A 17,345-nucleotide genomic window follows, 5' to 3' on the forward strand; every position below is an offset into this window, starting at 1 on the left:
TAGACTCAAGAAAAACGCAGAAAGGCCACTCTAAACTCGCAAGCTATTGAGTGGCTCTCAGATCAACAACTAAACTTAGTATGTTGATTTTTAAATATAAATATTAGAAAAGTTAAACCTTAAAGCTGCTCATCAAGTCACTAACGCTGCCGTTAAGTGTTTTGATTTCTGCTGATTCAATCAACTGATCTTGGCTTAGCTTATTAAGCTCCTCAACAAAGCTTTCAATCTTATGCATGTTCTTAGCAATGCTCTGAATAAGGGCGTTCTGCTCAACAGACGAACCCGAAATATCGTTATTAAAACGACTTACCGTTTCCATCTGTTCCGTTAGCTTGGCCAACATATTTACCGCTTGAACCACTTGGGCACGCGTCATTTCACAGTTACTTTTGGTCAACTCAATCGATTTAACCAAACCATCTGATTTAGACTGCAAGCCAGACAGCGCTTCATCAATTTCAGAAGTACTGATTTGAGTTCGGTTGGCTAACGCACGGACTTCATCAGCAACCACCGCGAAACCTCGGCCATGCTCACCCGCTCTCGCCGCTTCAATTGACGCATTCAATGCCAGCAAATTAGTTTGTTCCGCAATTCCTCCAATCACAGACACGATAGACTGGATGCTCTGCGTTTCATTCGCCATTGAGCGAATATCATCAGAGGTGGTGCAGACTTGCTTCTCAAGATCACTGATATAGGTTTCCGTCACTATGTTAATTTGTTTCGTCTCATCACTGAACACAGCGGCCTCTCTTGCTGCTTCTGCCGCCGACTGAGAACTCTTCTCAACTTCATTTGATGCTTCAGATAAGCCGTTAATTGCGGAGACCACTTGAACCGTTTCATCAGTGTGAACTTTCAGTACATCGCTGGTTTCTTTACAACCTTCACGAATACTCAGTACCTTAGTATCGAGATCCGAGTTCTTAAATTTGACGTCCTTAACCATCTCTTGCAGACCAATGATGAACAAGTTGATGTCTTTGGCGATATGCCCTAAGTCATCATTCCCCTTCTCAACAAGCCTTTGAGTCAGGTCTCCGTTACCTTGAGATAGATCGTGGACGATTTTTCTCAGTGACACGATTGGGCGGTAGAAGCGATTCAGCAGTAAAACCATCAATATCACCGAGCCAAGCACACATGCCACGATAAGGATACGCGCACTCGACATCACGCCATTCAACTGATTGAGCGCGAGTTCAGGATCGATACTAGAGATCATGTACCACTCTTTCTGGCTGCCAATATCCACTTTCTTGGCCATCAAAATTCTCTGGTTGCCATCAATCACACCCTCAATGAATTGGTCAGGCTGTTCAATGGCACTATTGAGTCTCATCTGAGTATCTGCAGAAGATATATTGCTTTGCGGAAGTACGTTTTCGACTGTTGAAGCGACCACCATCCCTTTCTCGTCGATAATAATGCCTTTGGCTTCGTAGATACTGTCCAGCTGTTTAAGCTGAGTTTCCAAATCGTCAAAACGTATGTCGGCCATGATGACACGATCTTGGTATGAGTAGGTCACACCGATCATAGGCACTTGAGTACTCTTAGTGAAAAACAGATCACTAAAAGATAAGCCTGATTTCAATTTGGCTTGTTGATACCAAGGTCGAACGGTTGGATTGTATTTTTCTTTTATCCCTACACCGTTAGGAAAAGACTCTGAAGGGCGAGAGGTATAAGAACGGCCGTCGTCAAAACCCACCACAATCTTGTCAATGCCACCCAGCTTTGCAGCATAATGCATCAGTGCTTCATTCGGCACTTGGTATGGGGATTTCATGAACTCTTGTGCAACAGAGTTAACGGTATCGATGGTGCGCTGAACGGTATTTTCTATTTGATTAATTTCTATCGTAAGCGAGTGATCAATCTCGTTATAAGTCGTTTGGTTTACCTGTTCAGTGGCCAAGTTAAGCGTAAACCAGTTCGTAAATGCCAAAGCACTGGAACTGACAATCGCTACCATTAAAATCAATTTTCCTTTAAACCCTAGAGACAATTTTGAATTCATAAAACTCATCATCCACATCAACCTATGTCTATTATTTTTATCCGAATGAAATGGTCATTTTTTACATTTTCGAAGATACGAGAAGCGGATTTTATTCATGCCGTTCCATCGTCACAACCACCAATTTAATTAATATTGTATGTTTAATTAACCAATCATTCTGTGAGCAATCTTGATATATTAAAACTGGCTAAAATAGCCCTGTGACATAGTTATCATTTATGCGTTTTGACTTTTCCCTCATTGAATAAAATCACTATAAATTTGTAAAATATCCAACTTCATAGTGAAAAGTCATATTTCTGTCGATAATTATCATCACCAGATTTTAATGTCCCACGCTACCTAATAGTATGTAAAAATGAGTCTTAACTCACACTTCTACCAACTAACCATTCACTAAAGGCATTCAATCTTAAAATTTATTTGTAATACAATAAGCCTTAGGTTATGGTGTATTTGAATCATAACTTAAGTTCTTTCTGGATGCTTTTGTTCAGTTCAAAGTGATAATTGAAGCAGCCGCTTTAAGGTCATTGAACGCGTTTAACGTAGAAACTGTCGGGGGATCTCGTTATTCGTTTTTTCACTTGTTATTGATCATTTGTTTTTCCAGACGGCTCGTCCGAACATGCCCATACAGTCACCAGCTGTGTGGGCTTTTTTTTACTTTCTTTTCAGACCCAATATATGAGCGGTGTTAAGCCATCATCAACAACCAGTTAAGTGCACTGGTTTAAGCTTGCGAGGAAAAGTGAGTGAACGAGTGGGCGCTAGAACGCTTTGAATTTACAAATAGATATAGATATAGATATAAATATAGAAACAAAAATAGGAATTGAGGCAGTAACAAAGTTGAACAGAGTTTTGAGTAGGTGTAGCTGAGGAAGTAGAAGAGTTTAACGAGGGAACAAAGGGTTGGGTATGGATGATAAACACGAACCTCGCTGAAGTATCGCCGCCTAAAAGGACAGGCAATACCCTAGCGAGGTCGTACGTCGATTACTTCTCTAGTTTAGCGAAGTAGTCGAAGATTACTGGTACGTCGTTGTTACCCATGCCTGCATCAACAGCAGCTTGTAGGCTTGTTGCAGTACCTTGAGCGATTAGAGACTCAGTACCTAGCTCTTCACAAAGAGCAAGGAAGTAACCAAGGTCTTTGTTTGCGTTAGCAACAGAGAAACCTAGCTTCTCTTCGCCGTCTACTGCGTAGAACTTACAGAATTGCATGAACGGAGAGTTAGATGGACCTGCAGACATGATGTCAAACAGTTGTTGGCCATCAACACCAGCGCGTTGAGCAACAGCGAAAGCTTGAGACATAGTCGCAACAGTTGTCATACCCATGAAGTTGTTTACAAGCTTAGTCACGTGACCAGAACCTAGAGCGCCTAGGTGGAATACGTTTTCGCCTTGCTCTTCAAGAACAGGTTTAACTTTGTTGAAAGTTTCCATGTCGCCAGCAGCCATGATGTTCAAAAGACCATCTTTAGCGTGTGCAGGAGTACGACCTAAAGGTGCGTCGATCATGCCCGCGCCTTTTTCAGCAAGAGCTGCACCGATTTGCTTAGTAGAAGCAGGGATAGAAGTACCGAAGTCTACTAGTACTGCGCCTTCTTTGATGCCCGCTAGAACGCCATCTTCGCCGTAAACGATTTTTTCAACAACAGCAGAAGTTGTAAGACAAAACTGAACGATGTCACTTGCAGCAGCTAGTTCTTTAGCAGAAGTGAATGCAGTTGCGTTGCCGCGATCTGTAACGCGAGCAACAGCTTCAGCGCTTAGATCCATTACGTTTACGTGGTAGCCGCGCTTTTGCAGGTTTTCAACCATGTTGCCGCCCATAAGACCTAGGCCAATGAAACCGATTACAGGTTTAGTCATGTTCAAACTCCAAATATAGTATTGTATGATTATATGCTCATTATAATAACTACGTCTTTCTCGTTACGCAATAGTTTTAGGGCATTGATTTAATGGTTAGACGTAAGTTGTGACGGGGGTTCACTTTACGAGAAAATATGGGTCACGCTTTGTGCTTACAGGAACTATTTGCCACTTTAAAAACCGTCTATTGATGAAATAACATACGTTAAATGTCATACGATTAGTAAGCACAAGCAACGCCATTACCTATGTATAGTTCACGACTCCCCTACTCAGCCAGTGATTAGACCGTTCACGCAGAAGTAAGTCATATCAGTTTTTACGAAAAAGGTGTTGGTGCCCTATTCTTTTAACAGAGCGATAAATGCGGGTCTCGTATACGACTCCTGCACATTTCATTAAGCATAGTGGCTAAGTACATACCCAGTCTTTGTGTGTATCAACTTCCAGGTTTAGCCATCGAACTATTGGCTTGGCATCGAGAAGCGATTGATCTCTTGGCCATTTAGTTTTCTTTCAACTTGATGGGGTTCCCGACGTTGCCAGCTAATACAACTTAACTGACTTATCCAATTTAACTGGCTAGCCAAACAAAAAAACTCCGAGCTTTCACTCGGAGTTTTTAATATCTAGCTTCTGTTACTTCAGCGAATTACAGTTCAATTGAAACCGTTTCACCGTCAACATTGAGCAACAGCGTGTTGCCTTCAAGCTTGTGAGACACTTCAACTTGCTCGCCTTCGTTCTTATTAGGAACAAGAAGCGTCAGGATGTTGTGCTCTTTCGATGGCTTGAATTCCACTTCAACGTGACGGTGGATTTCAAGATCTTTGAACTCGTATGGGTCAACTTCGCCAAAACCTTCAACGTTCTTAACTGAAGTGATGTTGTCAGCAGACTCGTTGATGAAGTTTACGTCTAGGTGTGCAACTTCGCCACGGATAGTGAAAGACTTGTCTGCCACGTCGTTTGCGAAAGTTGTGTGCATTAGCCAAGTCATGTCTTTCTCTTCAGAAAGCGTTGCCTTGTCTTGCATTACGAACACTTTACCTTGAACAAACCAGACCTTACGCTTGTAAGATTCAATTTCAGGAACGAAGTACTTGTAAGACGCTGTCGCATCACCTTCAACCATCTTCACATCAGATTCAGTGTCGAAATCAGAGATGTTGCCGCCCGCTTCGATACAGAAGCGATCTTGGTGGTTTTCGTAGCCCGTGTTCTTGTTCTCGCCGTACTGACCTTTACCGCCAAATAGTGGAAGGTTCTTAGAGAACGTTTGACGACGCCATTTCGTGTGCATATCAACACCGAAACCACCGTAGTAACCTGTTACTGACGCTAGCGTTTCACCAAATGCGTGAAGCGTAAATGCGTTTTGGTCACCGTGAGAGTGGCTGATTGAGCCAAACGGAGAACATTTGAATACCATGTGAATATGGTTATCACGCTCAGTCATCTTGTTGTGGAATGCAGCCCAACCCGTGATTGGGAATACTTTCAACAGTGGATCATTCGATGGTGCTTTCTCTTCAGGTGCATCCCAAAGGAAGTTAAAGCGAAGATCGTCGTAACCGAAGTCCCACCAACCGAAGTTGTAGAATTTTGTGTGCGCTTCAGTATCACGGCCTTTCAGTTGGTTGTAGTACCAAACATACTCAGGCTTCTGGTTAACACCTGCGTAGTGCTTGATGTTGTAAGCCAGTTTTAGGCCAGGGAAATCACCGATTGAAGACTGGTCACAGAAGCTCGCGCGCTTAGAGTGAACTGGCATGCAGTAAAGCGGGAAATCACCTGTGTTTTCGTAGAATGTTTTGTTGAACATGTCTACGCCACAGTATGCTTTCAATAGATCGAACGCTTCGCCTAGGAATGCAGTTTGTGTGTTCCAGTAGTCAGGACCTTCAGCCCAACCGCCGTCTACACCGCCCCATGGTGGGTAGTGTACTGCGTAGTATTCTAGAGCGTATGCAATGTACTCGCCTGCTTTCGGGTGATCGTGGTAAAGCGCGATACACGTTGGGATGATAGCAGAAGAGATAGAACGAACACCGTGGCTGTTCAGTGGGTTGTTCAATAGATCAACCGTCACTTTCAGGTGGTGCATGATTTCGTCTAGACGCTCAATCAAAGCATCTTGAACTTGCTGACGTTCTTCATCTGTGAAGTAGCCGTGTAGCCAGTCGTAACCCCAAGCCATAGCCGCGATAACACGGAAAGCCGCTTCATCGTTATAGCCACGAGAAGTCACGCCTTCTGGATCGTACGTAGACAGTTTTAGAGTCCAAGCTTTTGCTTTAGCAATTAGCGCTTCGTCTTCTTTCACAACACCAGCAATTGCTAGGTTACGTGTCGCGTTCAGTGCCATTTGGCAATCAACGTACATTTGACGCCAGTAAGGACGCCATAGAGAAGCTTTACCTACCGTCTCAGCTGGGTACGCTTGAGGCTCTTCGAAAGGAGCAGTCTCAAGGAACTTAACTGTCGAGTTATTGTAGAAATCATCAAACATGCAGTGAGCTTCATCAGCTTTCACTTTCGCTTTGAATTCTTCTAACTGATCTGCTTGAACAAGAAGACGTGGACGTGCTTCGCTCAAGTTGTCTAGGAATGATAGGTCGAAGTCACGTGTTTGAACTTCGATAGGGAGTAGGTCTACAAGATTACCTGCTGAAGTATCATTCTCCAGCTTCATCTTCCTGATTGCATCAAGAGATTTTTGGTCGCTCATTCTAACTCACTTATTTTTCAAGTTGATTGAAAGGAATTAGCAATAATATACGTCTTATTGTAGGACAATTGAATATATTTCGATTCGATTGAACCATTTTGTACAGTTTTCGTGATTTAGGTCAGATATCTTCCACCTGACAGTTTTTCCGTGTCGCAGAACAAAAAATGCGACGCCCTTTCGAGTCGTCGCATTCTATTATAAACGTTTTCTATGTATTAGCTTTCGGTTACTGCTTTCGCTTGCTTGCCGCCGTCATCGACCGCTTTAACCAGTAAGACACCAACACCACCAACAATCACACCACAAAGAATGAAGACTAGACGTCCCCACATTGGGTTAGTAAGTAGAGCCATTAGCATGATACCGACACCCGCTACCGCAATCAGTTTACCAAGCATTTCACGCTGTTTGTTATCCAGTACTTTCTGTTCTGCTGACTCCGCAACTAATGGAGTAGACAGGTTGCCGAAGAACTTATCAACGTCTGCTTGACGCTTCTCAGTTAATGGCTTGTAGAACAGAGTTGATAGGATGAAGAAACCACCTGTTAGTGTAATGTGAGCAATCAGACCAATAGCTACCTTAACATCAGACCATTCACGGCTTGTTAGCTCTTCTAGACCGAAGACTGAAGACACCATTTCAGCGTTAACAACGAAACCTACGTAGTAAGAAACAATACCACCAACCACTAGCGTACCCCAACCAGCCCAGTCCGGAGTCTTCTTAATAAAGAAGCCAAGGAATGCAGGAATTGTCATTGGGAAGCCGATAAGTGCGCCTACATACATCATTGTATCGAACAGGCTCAAACCTTTAAGCGAGTTGATGAACTGTGCAATAAGGATGATAGCAATACCAAACACGGCAGAAGTAATCTTAGAAACCGTTACTAGTTCTTTTTCGCTAGCCGTACCTTTACGAACGATTGGTTCATAGAAGTTCTTAACAAAGATACCTGAGTTACGGTTTAGACCAGAATCCATTGAAGACATTGTCGCTGCAAACATCGCCGCAACTAGAAGGCCAACCATACCTGCTGGCATGTATTCTTGTACAAAGTATAGGTAAGCAAAGTCACCCGCTTTCTTACCTGCTTCTGGGTAAGCCGCCGCTAGGTCGACACCTTGACCTGCAATGTACCAAGAAGGCATGAACCAGATAAATACACCACAAAGCATTAGCACACACGCTAGTAGCGCTGCTTTCTTCGCGTTCTTTGAGTCTTTAGCCGCTAGGTAACGGTAAGAGTTAAGCATGTTGTTAGTAATAGAGAACTGCTTCACGAAGATGAAGAATGCCCAAATGCTGAAGATGCTTAAGTAGTTAATGTTGTTACCAGAAAGGAAAGAACCGCCTTCCGCTACAGGGAAGTTATTCACGATTTCACCAACACCGCCACCTTGAACAACAGCAACAACAGCACATGTCACGGTTACTGCCATGATGATAACCATCTGCATAAAGTCAGATGCGATTACCGCCCATGAGCCACCCGTTACAGACATTGCCAATACAACCAAACCGGTAATCCAGATAGTTGCTGTCATGTCGAAACCGAAGATACCAGAAGCGATGATTGCTAGTGCGTTTAACCATACACCAGCAGAAACAACACTGTTTGGCATTGAAGACCAAGTGAACACTTGTTCGTTAGTCGCACCGAAACGCATACGAATTGCTTCGATTACCGTTACTACACGTAGTTGACGGAACTTTGGAGCAAAGTATGCGAAGTTCATGAAGTAGCCAAATGCGTTAGCTATGAAGATAACCGCTACTGCAAAACCATCGTTATACGCTTTACCTGCCGCACCGGTGAATGTCCATGCACTAAACTGGGTCATAAAGGCGGTTGCACCAACCATCCACCACAACATGTTACCGCCCCCGCGGAAGTAGTCACTGGTGGTACTTGTAAATGTTCTAAACATCCAACCTATCGCAATCAAGAATAGGAAATAAATGCCGACAATAATCGTGTTGAGTTCCATCGTGTATCCTTTGTCCGTTGTATTTTGTTACGAGGACTATAGGAAATCTCAAACTTTATTTGTAGTACAATAATCCAAATAAGTGATGGCGATCTTATTTTGATTGATTAAGTTAATTATATATATGACATAGGATGGAATATGGCCAATCCATCAAGGCAATTACTGGTGTTTGAGGTAAAAACTCAAAAAACAAGGCCAAAAAACATCACACCCATTAAAATCAAAGGCTTATGAGAAAGTGAGACTTTGCACACTTATTAACAAATACAACCAAACACATATAAATATAAAATCCTCAAAAATAATAAAAGCCAAATCAGAGCTAAATCACCCTCATTTATCACACAATAAACCAGTGTTTTTATCTATTGAGAGTGGATAATTTCATTAGAATCCTACTTAAATTAATCAATATAGAAGAGGCATATCCAGTTCAAACGATGGCGTATTCAAAATATACAAAAATGAAAAATCATGAATGACGCATAATTATTTGGGGGAGCTCGAATGTCTTAAAAACGAATATCGAGCGTAATATTGTTTTTATTATGATGGTAAAGAGAACGATCGCTAGACGTATACAAGAAGGAATTAACTTATGAAAGGGTTAAGCGGGGGTGAACCAAAACAGTGCCACACATGGTGCAACACGCTTTCTAAAAACAAAAAAGGCATGCACTTGGCATACCTTTTTTTATTGGTTCAAATGAAGTTGAAAACCGTGTTTAGCTTGCAGTGGCTAAACGGTGGTTAGCATCTTGCAAGTGAGCCGCTGACATTGTACGAGCTTTTTCACTGTCGCCAGCCATAATCGCTTCATAGATTCTACGGTGTTCATTGATACATGTGCTGCCCTCTTCAGAAGAGTGCACGATGAAGTTAACGAACATGGTAGTCAAAATATTGCCGAATGGCAGGTAGAAATCGTTACCTGTCGCATTAAAGATCAAGCTATGGAAACGAATATCGATGTATGTCCAACGTTCTTGGTCAAACACTTCTGCATCATCCACTTCAACCATCTTCTGGAAGATCTCAGAAAGCTCGATACGTTGCTCAGCAGTCGCAAATTTTGCCGCTAATGCACACGCTTCAGGTTCAATCGCACGGCGAAGACCTAAAAACTGAGAACAGAATTGGTCTATGTCGGTTAGACCATCCATCCATTCAATCAGTTGAGGATCAAGAAAGTTCCAGTATGCGCGATCCACTACACGAGTACCGATTTTCGGGCGGGACTCTAACAGACCTTTAGAAGTCAGTAGTTTAACGGCTTCGCGAAGTGCCGTACGGCTGATACCAAACTGTTCACACAGCGCCATTTCACCAGGAATAATAGAACCTTGTGGCAGTTCACCAGACAAGATTCCACGAGCGATTTCACGCGCTACTTGCACGTGCAGGCTGCGCTTCGAGCCCGAGATTGAATTAAAAGTGCTAACCATAAGTTCACTTATTTTATATGTTATGTTTATGTATTATTTAAGGATCACTATAACAGGATTTCAACCTAGCGCCAATTGAGTAAATTAGCAACGAGTCGTGCTCTATTAATTTACTCAATGAATCAAATACTTATAACTCATCTAATTCCACACAGCTAGAAACATTATGTTACACCATTCATAAATCCGTCATCAAAACGCATCGGTTCTGTCATCCTCGATTTCTATACTCCCTTCCCAAGAAATCACTCAATTGGACTGAAATAATGAAACCGACAAAAACAAATCTCACGCTTAAGAGCGCTATTACTGCTGCGCTGATTTTTTCTGGTTCTGCATTAGCAATGGATACACGATACGAAGATCGCTCTGGCAACTTGGTTGCTGATGTTCCTCAAGATGAATCACAATGGGTTGACCCAAACACGCTAATTTTTGCTTATACGCCAGTTGAAGATCCTGCAGTATACGCTGATGTGTGGAGCGAGTTTTTGAGCCACCTTGAAAAAACAACGGAAAAGACGGTTCGTTTCTTCCCTGTTCAAAATAACGCTGCTCAAATTGAAGCAATGCGTTCAGGTCGCCTACATATCGCAGGTTTCAACACAGGTTCTACACCACTAGCGGTTAACTGTGCAGGCTTTGCCCCATTCACAATGATGGCTGCAGAAGATGGCTCTTTCGGTTACGAAATGGAAATCATCACTTACCCTGGTTCTGGCATTGAGAAAGTGGAAGACCTAAAAGATAAGAACCTAGCGTTCACATCACAAACGTCTAACTCTGGCTTCAAAGCACCTTCTGCTATTTTGGACGCTGAATACCAACTTCAACCTGACCGAGATTTCAAACCAGCATTCTCTGGCGCACACGACAACTCTATTTTGGGTGTGGCGCACAAAGATTACGATGCTGCAGCAGTTGCTAACTCAGTATTGAACCGCATGCTTTCACGCGATGTTGTGAAAGAAGACCAAATCAAGAGCATCTACAAATCTCAAACCTTCCCGACTACCGCTTACGGCACAGCGCACAACCTGACGCCAGAGCTGCAAGAGAAGATTCAAAAAGCGTTCTTCACTTTCGATTGGGAAGGCACAAAGCTTCAAGAAGAATTTGAACGTAACGGCGAAGCGCAGTTCGTTCCTATTACTTACAAAGAGCACTGGGAAGTGATCCGCACTATCGATACGGCAAACAAAGTCTCTTACACGTGTAGCTAAGTTCAACCGAACTAAAAAGCCAATCACACACCGATAAAACTAACTGCAGGTGTAATCGCCTGCAGTTATTCACCACTCTTTCCGGTTTACTTTCCATGCCTGTCTCAGGCGAAGTCTTAGTACACCGCTCTTATAGGAATTCTATGTCTACTCTTACCCTTAAAGGGCTTACCAAGCACTACTCCAGTTCTGATAAAGCCCTTACCAACGTTAGCTTGTCGGTCAATGCCGGTGAAGTGGTTGGTTTAATTGGTCCATCTGGTGCGGGTAAATCAACGCTTATCCGTTGTATTAATCGGCTCACCGAGCCCACCAGCGGCGAAGTGATCTTTTCCAATACCAATCTAGAGACGCTGTCTAAGCGACAACTGAGACAATCACGCCGTGAAATCGGGATGATTTTCCAAGAGTACGCGCTGATTGAGCGTTTGACGGTGATGGAAAACGTACTTTCAGGACGTTTGGGTTACGTGAATTTCTGGCAAAGCTTTACTCGTCGTTTCCCTGAGTCGGATATCCAAGCCGCTTATGCGCTACTCGACCGTGTTGGATTGTTAGAACACGCCAATAAAAGGGCCGATGCTCTGTCGGGTGGTCAGCGTCAACGTGTTGGTATTGCACGTGCACTTGCTCAGAAACCGAAATTACTGTTGATTGATGAACCAACGGCCGCACTTGATCCACGTACAGCGCGCCAAATCATGCGACTGATCAGTGAGATTTGTTCAGAGCAACAGCTCCCTGCCATCATCAATATTCACGATGTTCAATTAGCAAAGCAGTTTGTTGACCGTGTTGTCGGCTTAAATGCGGGTTGTGTCGTATTTGATGACAAACCAAACCTGCTCACTGAAGATGTTTTAACGCAAATCTACGGTGAAGAAGACTGGAGTCAACAAGCAGAAGAAGAGGCCGATGACCTAATCATCACGAGCCCTCGCCTGTCTGAGGCAACAATATGACTCAACCATATCCAAATCAAGTTCAGCAGCATTTAAAGTCAGGAAAACAGAATTCCAAACAATACCCGACACAGTGGACAAAACCGCCACTTATTTCTAGCCCATGGCTGCGCTGGAGCTTAATCATCATTGTCGCGGTTTACTTGTACCTTGCGACTCAATCGGTACACGTCAACTGGACTCGAATTTACGAAGGCAGCGAACGCGGCTGGCAGTTCATTTTGGCTTTCATGAACCCAGATTTTGGTGGCCGTTGGAACAACATCTCACAAGGTTTGATTGAAAGTTTAACCATGACCCTGACATCGACCGTGGCGGGTGTCCTTCTTTCTATCCCATTCGGATTAGGCGCAGCGAAAAACCTTGCCCCTACTCCCGTTTACCTATTCTGTCGTGCGTTTATTTCGGTTGCTCGTAGCTTACAAGAAATCATCGTAGCGATTCTGTGTGTTGCTCTATTTGGCTTTGGTACGTTTGCGGGTTTTGTCACGCTCACCTTCGCGACCATCGGCTTTCTCGCAAAACTGTTTGCCGATGAAATTGAAGCCATTGACCCAGCACCACTCACCGCAATGCGTGCAACGGGCGCAAGTTGGTTACAACAGGTGAATTACGCAATTCAAGCACAGGTGATGCCGCGCTTCATCGGACTTTCTATGTACCGACTCGACATCAACTTTCGTGAGTCAGCCGTGATTGGCATTGTTGGCGCAGGTGGTATCGGCGCAACGTTAAACACAGCAATGGACCGTTACGAATACAGCGCAGCAGCCGCTATTCTATTGATTATTATCGTGATTGTGATGTTGTGTGAATACCTATCAACCATCATCCGTAAGCATGTGCAGTAAGGAACGACCAATGAGCACGCTAAATGAAACACCGACAAGCGCCATCAATCGTACCCAATGGCAGCGTTACGATAGTAAACAGAGCCTCATGCTTTGGCTGGGCTGGCTTTGCTTTGTTGCTTTGACAGTATTCGCATGGCAAGTCATGAACAAAGATACGATTTGGTACTTTGTGACCGACTCACCGAATCAATTTGCTGATATATCTTCACGTATGTGGCCACCAAGATGGAGCTACTTGGAGTCTCTTTGGAGCCCGTTGTGGGACACCATTAACATCGCGACACTTGGCACACTGTTAGGGATCGTACTCGCGTTTCCAGTAGCGTTCTTAGCGGCACGTAATACAACGCCAAGCATGACGTTTATCAGACCTATCGCGCTGTTCATCATCGCGGCAAGTCGTTCAATTAACTCGTTAATTTGGGCATTGTTATTGGTAGCAATCATCGGCCCAGGCTTGTTGGCCGGTATCATTGCGATAGCGCTACGTTCAATTGGCTTCGTGGCGAAGTTAATGTATGAAGCGATTGAAGAAGTGAACGCAACACAGATGTCAGCAATCCAATCGACCGGAGCTTCTCCGCTGCAGGTATTGAACTACGGCATTCTTCCGCAAGTGATGCCAAGTTTCATCGGCACGAGCTTGTTCCGTTGGGATATCAATATTCGTGAGTCTACGGTTTTAGGCTTGGTCGGCGCTGGCGGTATCGGCTTGAAATTGCAAGAATCGATGGCGATGCTGGCATGGCCTCAAGTGACTGTGATTTTCTGTGCGATTCTGGTGACGGTCATCTTCTCCGAATGGGTGGCAGCCAAAGCAAGAAAAGCCCTTATCTAAATAATAAAAACAACGTAAAATAGACGGTTAGTTAGGACCAAAGCCTACTCAGTGAGTAGGCTTTTCGTTTGTTGAAACGTAATAAACATTTTTCACCATCAGAACCGCACTTCGTTGACCACAGTCCCTACTCCTTCAATCGTGACACTCACTTGATCTTTGTCGGACAGAGCATAGGTTCTGCCTGGTGTTCCCATAAAAATAAGATCGCCCGGTTTGAGGGTAAAATAGTGGCTCAAATAGCTCACGACTTTTCGTGGCTTGTGAATCATGAACGAAGTATTTTCTTGTTGAACCACTTTGCCGTTAACACGAGTGGTCAACTCAACATTGTTGTAATCAACGCCGCGCACAATTGTGTTGCCAACCGGGCCAAAACCATCCGAAGCTTTCGCTCGGAGCCATTGTAAATCGGCGCCTTGCCAACTTCTTTCCGTAATATCGTTGCCCACCGTGACACCAAAGATCGCTTGCTCGGCTTCTTCTTCACTGGCTTGGCTGAGCTCTCTACCAATCACAACCACCAGCTCGCCTTCAAAATGAACATTTCTTGCTTTTGCTGGCACTTGAATCACTTCGCCCGTGAGAGTCAAAGAGGAAGGAAGTTTAAGAAACATCGGCGGTGGTGCATCGGCAGGTGAGGCTAAATGGCTAGCGAAGTTCATTCCGACAGCGAAGACTTTCTCTGGTTTTGTCGGCAGTAACACCTCTACCGACTCTAACGGGATCGAATTTTTTGCTACCGAATATTCTCCAAAGATATCGCCGCTGACCGGTAACACAACGTCATTGTCTAGCTTTCCATAGCTGACTTTGTCTTGGTATTGATAACGGACAAAATGCTCACTGCTCACCTCAACACTGTTATTTTCTGCCGCCAATGCGACGCCAGATATCGTAACTATTGCCAATAACCACTTCATCCTTGAATCCCTTCATTTTTAAATCCTAAATTATACTTTAGCCCACTCTGAAGGATTCGAAGGAAAAGGGAAGCTCTGTAGCCCTCCCTCTTCTCTCCCCCCTTATAAAAGCAGCACGCATAAAAAAACCGAGCAACTCGCAGTGAGTTACTCGGTTTGACTTATTCCCGATGTATTCAGTCGTTGTTGGTATCAACGAACGATTTTGCAATCACGACTGAATTCAATGTGATGCTTCGTTCCCGCAAAGCACCACATCAATACATGCCATTGTTAAACGGCATGTATGTTAATCATTTACAGTTGAGCAAATGATCCTTCCCACGAGTATGTCTCACCCGCGAACTCAACAGTGTGAGTTGCTTGCTGCGTGTCTTCAGCTTGGTTTGAAATACCGTAGTGGTAAGTGTTGCCAGATGTCGTTTGAATGCGCACAACAGTCCCGACACTGTTATGGCCCACAACAGACACTGATTTAACCAGACCACGAGCGCCTACAGAGGCTTCGATAGACTCGTTAAAGTAACCATGCGTTTCTAGTACAGAAGCAAACACGTGGTTTTGACCAGACTGACGTAAGATGAACGCAGGCTCACTCTTAAGGTTGAAGTTTGGATCGTTAGCACCAGTGCGAGCAAAAATCACTTCGCTGCCCGCATTCGCGCTGGTTACTAGACTGTAGTAGCTGCTGTCATGTAGCCAACTTACTAAAGAACCTTCTTCGTTCACTTTGCCTGAAGCCACGTTCCACAGATGTTGGTAACCGTTGTCTTCACCTAACGGCTTAAGCGTTTTTTCCATGTTGTAATCGAAGTCAGTACGGATGATCTGGCCAGAGTGGTGAACGGGCAGGTCGTACTGGTGCTCAGCGTCAGCTTCGATGCGGTATACATCGATCACTAGTGGCTTCTCGAACTCAGGAAGTTCAGCAAGAATCACGCTGCGTTGCATGTCTACGCCAGTGTAGTACTCAGAAATTGTACCGCTCATGCCTTGCAGAGACTGATCGTCTGCTACGAAGAAGTGCTTCTGACCAAACTTAGACTCAGCCAATGCTGTGTTGAAGTTGTTCTGCGTTTTCTGATCAACCGTTACTGTGTTGTGAGCAACCGTCTGCTTACAGTAAGACTTGTTCTCTGGAATGTAACGACCGCCAAACTTAGGCTCAACGTTTACCCAGCGACCGAAGCCGTAATCGTGCAACACTTCGTGGCCACGGTTGAATACGCTTAGGTGCAGTCCATCATAGTGACCGTGGTCTAGCGCAGAGTGGTACTGGTGATCGCTGCCGTGCTGACCAAACCAGATCAACGCCATGGTGTCGTCGTCTTGCTCGTCACGGTGACGAAGAATGCTAACGCCGCCTTTCTCACCTTCAGGGCCGTCGGTTACAAACAGACTACCCCAGTTGAATGGTTTGATTTCATCAGCGGCTTCAACAGCGTCAGACAATGTTTTACCTGAAGCATGAACCCAAACGTTTTGTTGGTGGTTAGCCATACCAAGCAGAGTTTCAGTCTGCTCGTAACGGTGGTAACACACAGACGTTGCCATGATAACGCCTTCATCGTTAATAGAGATCGTCTTCGATGAATCGTTCAGCGCTGGCAATGTACCGTCTGGGAATGCGGTTTTGAATACAGAGTAAGACGTTGTCTTGATCACTGAATCGTTGAATTCATAGATACCCACTTCAGGCTGACGACGTTCAATCGCTTCTGCGAACAGGTAGATTGGACGTAGAGAGAAACGGTGGTAGTAAGGACCTTCCATGTAGTAGCCGTCTGGCGAAAACAGTTGGTCAAGTTGCGCTAAGAAACCGCCGCTTACTTTGTCCAGTTTCAGGCCGTAAAGCGCTTTGTCTACAGACTCTTGATCGTTGATTGCGTAACCACAGATACCTACCGCTGCCACTGCCCATAAGCCGTGGTTGTGTACGATATCGAAGTCGTGTGCGTAAGTCACAACGAACATTTCGATCATTTGTTTAAGAAGATCGTCTTCGATCAGACGTTTTTGCTCTTCAGAGATAGTGTGGTAAATACAGCTGTACGCACAAGAAGCATAAAGCATCCACATGTTCTCGTTCAACGTTTGGTGGAACAACTTACCCGGAGGGTTAGAGTCACGGCTTACGTTGCTTTCAAGCGTTGGGTATACCGTCGCGTACGCAGTTAACATATCAACGATGTAGTCACGGTATTTTGTTTCCTCAGTGATAAGGAACAAACGGCCGGCTAGATCCATGTGGATGTAGTTTTGCTTGTGACGGTTATGTTCGTAACCGCCGCCTTCACCGTGACCTGGAACTTCAATGCCAACTTCAACCATGTAAGCGTCAGTTTGTTTAATATCGCGAGTCAGTGCGTTACCTAAAAGGCTATCCTTGCCAAGTTCTTTACGAAGCTCTGCTGCTTCATCAAAGTTAAGTAAAAGTGGTTGATAGCTCATTA

The 17,345-nt window shown here is 44.3% G+C and carries 11 protein-coding genes; 4 read left to right on the forward strand and 7 right to left on the reverse strand.

Translation table 11 applies throughout. The annotated features are described in order from the left end of the window. Positions 1-112: 112 nt before the first annotated feature. From OCV19_RS09255 to OCV19_RS09275, 5 genes are all read right to left on the reverse strand, one after another. Positions 113-1,984, reverse strand: coding sequence for a methyl-accepting chemotaxis protein (locus OCV19_RS09255; protein WP_065677166.1), 1,872 nt, complete (start codon positions 1,982-1,984; stop codon positions 113-115). Between the two features lie 1,047 nt (positions 1,985-3,031). Continuing rightward, positions 3,032-3,913: an NAD(P)-dependent oxidoreductase gene (locus tag OCV19_RS09260; protein ID WP_048607064.1), complete on the reverse strand. Its 882-nt coding sequence runs from the start codon at positions 3,911-3,913 to the stop codon at positions 3,032-3,034. A 655-nt stretch (positions 3,914-4,568) separates the two neighbouring features. After that, a complete protein-coding gene (locus OCV19_RS09265; RefSeq protein ID WP_065677165.1) occupies positions 4,569-6,647 on the reverse strand; it encodes a DUF4962 domain-containing protein in 2,079 nt (692 codons plus the stop codon). Between the two features lie 218 nt (positions 6,648-6,865). After that, on the reverse strand, positions 6,866-8,644 hold the full coding sequence (locus OCV19_RS09270; protein ID WP_065677164.1) for a sodium:solute symporter family transporter: 1,779 nt from the start codon (positions 8,642-8,644) through the stop codon (positions 6,866-6,868). 728 nt (positions 8,645-9,372) lie between these two features. After that, positions 9,373-10,092: a FadR/GntR family transcriptional regulator gene (locus OCV19_RS09275; protein WP_065677163.1), complete on the reverse strand. Its 720-nt coding sequence runs from the start codon at positions 10,090-10,092 to the stop codon at positions 9,373-9,375. Positions 10,093-10,358: 266 nt separating this feature from the next. Here OCV19_RS09275 and phnD point away from each other — a divergent pair, with 266 nt between their 5' ends. The 4 genes from phnD to phnE (OCV19_RS09295) all read left to right on the forward strand — a co-directional run bounded on the left by phnD (position 10,359) and on the right by phnE (OCV19_RS09295) (position 13,969). Then, positions 10,359-11,315: a phosphate/phosphite/phosphonate ABC transporter substrate-binding protein gene (gene phnD / locus OCV19_RS09280; RefSeq protein WP_048607068.1), complete on the forward strand. Its 957-nt coding sequence runs from the start codon at positions 10,359-10,361 to the stop codon at positions 11,313-11,315. Between the two features lie 143 nt (positions 11,316-11,458). Continuing rightward, the gene (gene phnC, locus OCV19_RS09285; protein WP_017069947.1) at positions 11,459-12,277 is read left to right on the forward strand and encodes a phosphonate ABC transporter ATP-binding protein; all 819 of its coding nucleotides are present in this window, start codon (positions 11,459-11,461) and stop codon (positions 12,275-12,277) included. Beyond that, positions 12,274-13,128: a phosphonate ABC transporter, permease protein PhnE gene (phnE, locus tag OCV19_RS09290; protein WP_052878558.1), complete on the forward strand. Its 855-nt coding sequence runs from the start codon at positions 12,274-12,276 to the stop codon at positions 13,126-13,128. Before phnC ends, phnE (OCV19_RS09290) begins: the two co-directional genes overlap by 4 nt. Positions 13,129-13,138: 10 nt before the next feature. Further along, positions 13,139-13,969 carry a phosphonate ABC transporter, permease protein PhnE gene (gene phnE / locus OCV19_RS09295; RefSeq protein ID WP_050621206.1) on the forward strand — a complete coding sequence of 277 codons (831 nt, stop codon included), beginning with the start codon at positions 13,139-13,141 and terminating at the stop codon, positions 13,967-13,969. Positions 13,970-14,067: 98 nt separating this feature from the next. On the opposite strand, the gene OCV19_RS09300 is transcribed toward phnE (OCV19_RS09295), so the two are convergent. Together OCV19_RS09300 and OCV19_RS09305 are read right to left on the reverse strand one after the other, a co-directional pair. After that, positions 14,068-14,892, reverse strand: a complete 825-nt coding sequence (locus OCV19_RS09300; protein ID WP_065677162.1) for a fumarylacetoacetate hydrolase family protein — start codon at positions 14,890-14,892, stop codon at positions 14,068-14,070. Between the two features lie 297 nt (positions 14,893-15,189). Continuing rightward, on the reverse strand, positions 15,190-17,343 hold the full coding sequence (locus OCV19_RS09305) for a heparinase II/III domain-containing protein (RefSeq protein ID WP_065677161.1): 2,154 nt from the start codon (positions 17,341-17,343) through the stop codon (positions 15,190-15,192). Positions 17,344-17,345: the final 2 nt, after the last annotated feature.

It is taken from the genome of Vibrio celticus (assembly GCF_024347335.1).
GTDB lineage: Bacteria > Pseudomonadota > Gammaproteobacteria > Enterobacterales > Vibrionaceae > Vibrio > Vibrio celticus.

Coding starts and splice junctions, on each gene's coding strand:
- OCV19_RS09255 (WP_065677166.1), bottom strand. CDS start 1,984: ATGGTAGCGATTGTCAGTTCCAGTGCTTTGGCATTTACGAACTGGTTT.
- OCV19_RS09260 (WP_048607064.1), bottom strand. CDS start 3,913: ATGACTAAACCTGTAATCGGTTTCATTGGCCTAGGTCTTATGGGCGGC.
- OCV19_RS09265 (WP_065677165.1), bottom strand. CDS start 6,647: ATGAGCGACCAAAAATCTCTTGATGCAATCAGGAAGATGAAGCTGGAG.
- OCV19_RS09270 (WP_065677164.1), bottom strand. CDS start 8,644: ATGGAACTCAACACGATTATTGTCGGCATTTATTTCCTATTCTTGATT.
- OCV19_RS09275 (WP_065677163.1), bottom strand. CDS start 10,092: ATGGTTAGCACTTTTAATTCAATCTCGGGCTCGAAGCGCAGCCTGCAC.
- phnD (WP_048607068.1), top strand. CDS start 10,359: ATGAAACCGACAAAAACAAATCTCACGCTTAAGAGCGCTATTACTGCT.
- phnC (WP_017069947.1), top strand. CDS start 11,459: ATGTCTACTCTTACCCTTAAAGGGCTTACCAAGCACTACTCCAGTTCT.
- phnE (WP_052878558.1), top strand. CDS start 12,274: ATGACTCAACCATATCCAAATCAAGTTCAGCAGCATTTAAAGTCAGGA.
- phnE (WP_050621206.1), top strand. CDS start 13,139: ATGAGCACGCTAAATGAAACACCGACAAGCGCCATCAATCGTACCCAA.
- OCV19_RS09300 (WP_065677162.1), bottom strand. CDS start 14,892: ATGAAGTGGTTATTGGCAATAGTTACGATATCTGGCGTCGCATTGGCG.
- OCV19_RS09305 (WP_065677161.1), bottom strand. CDS start 17,343: ATGAGCTATCAACCACTTTTACTTAACTTTGATGAAGCAGCAGAGCTT.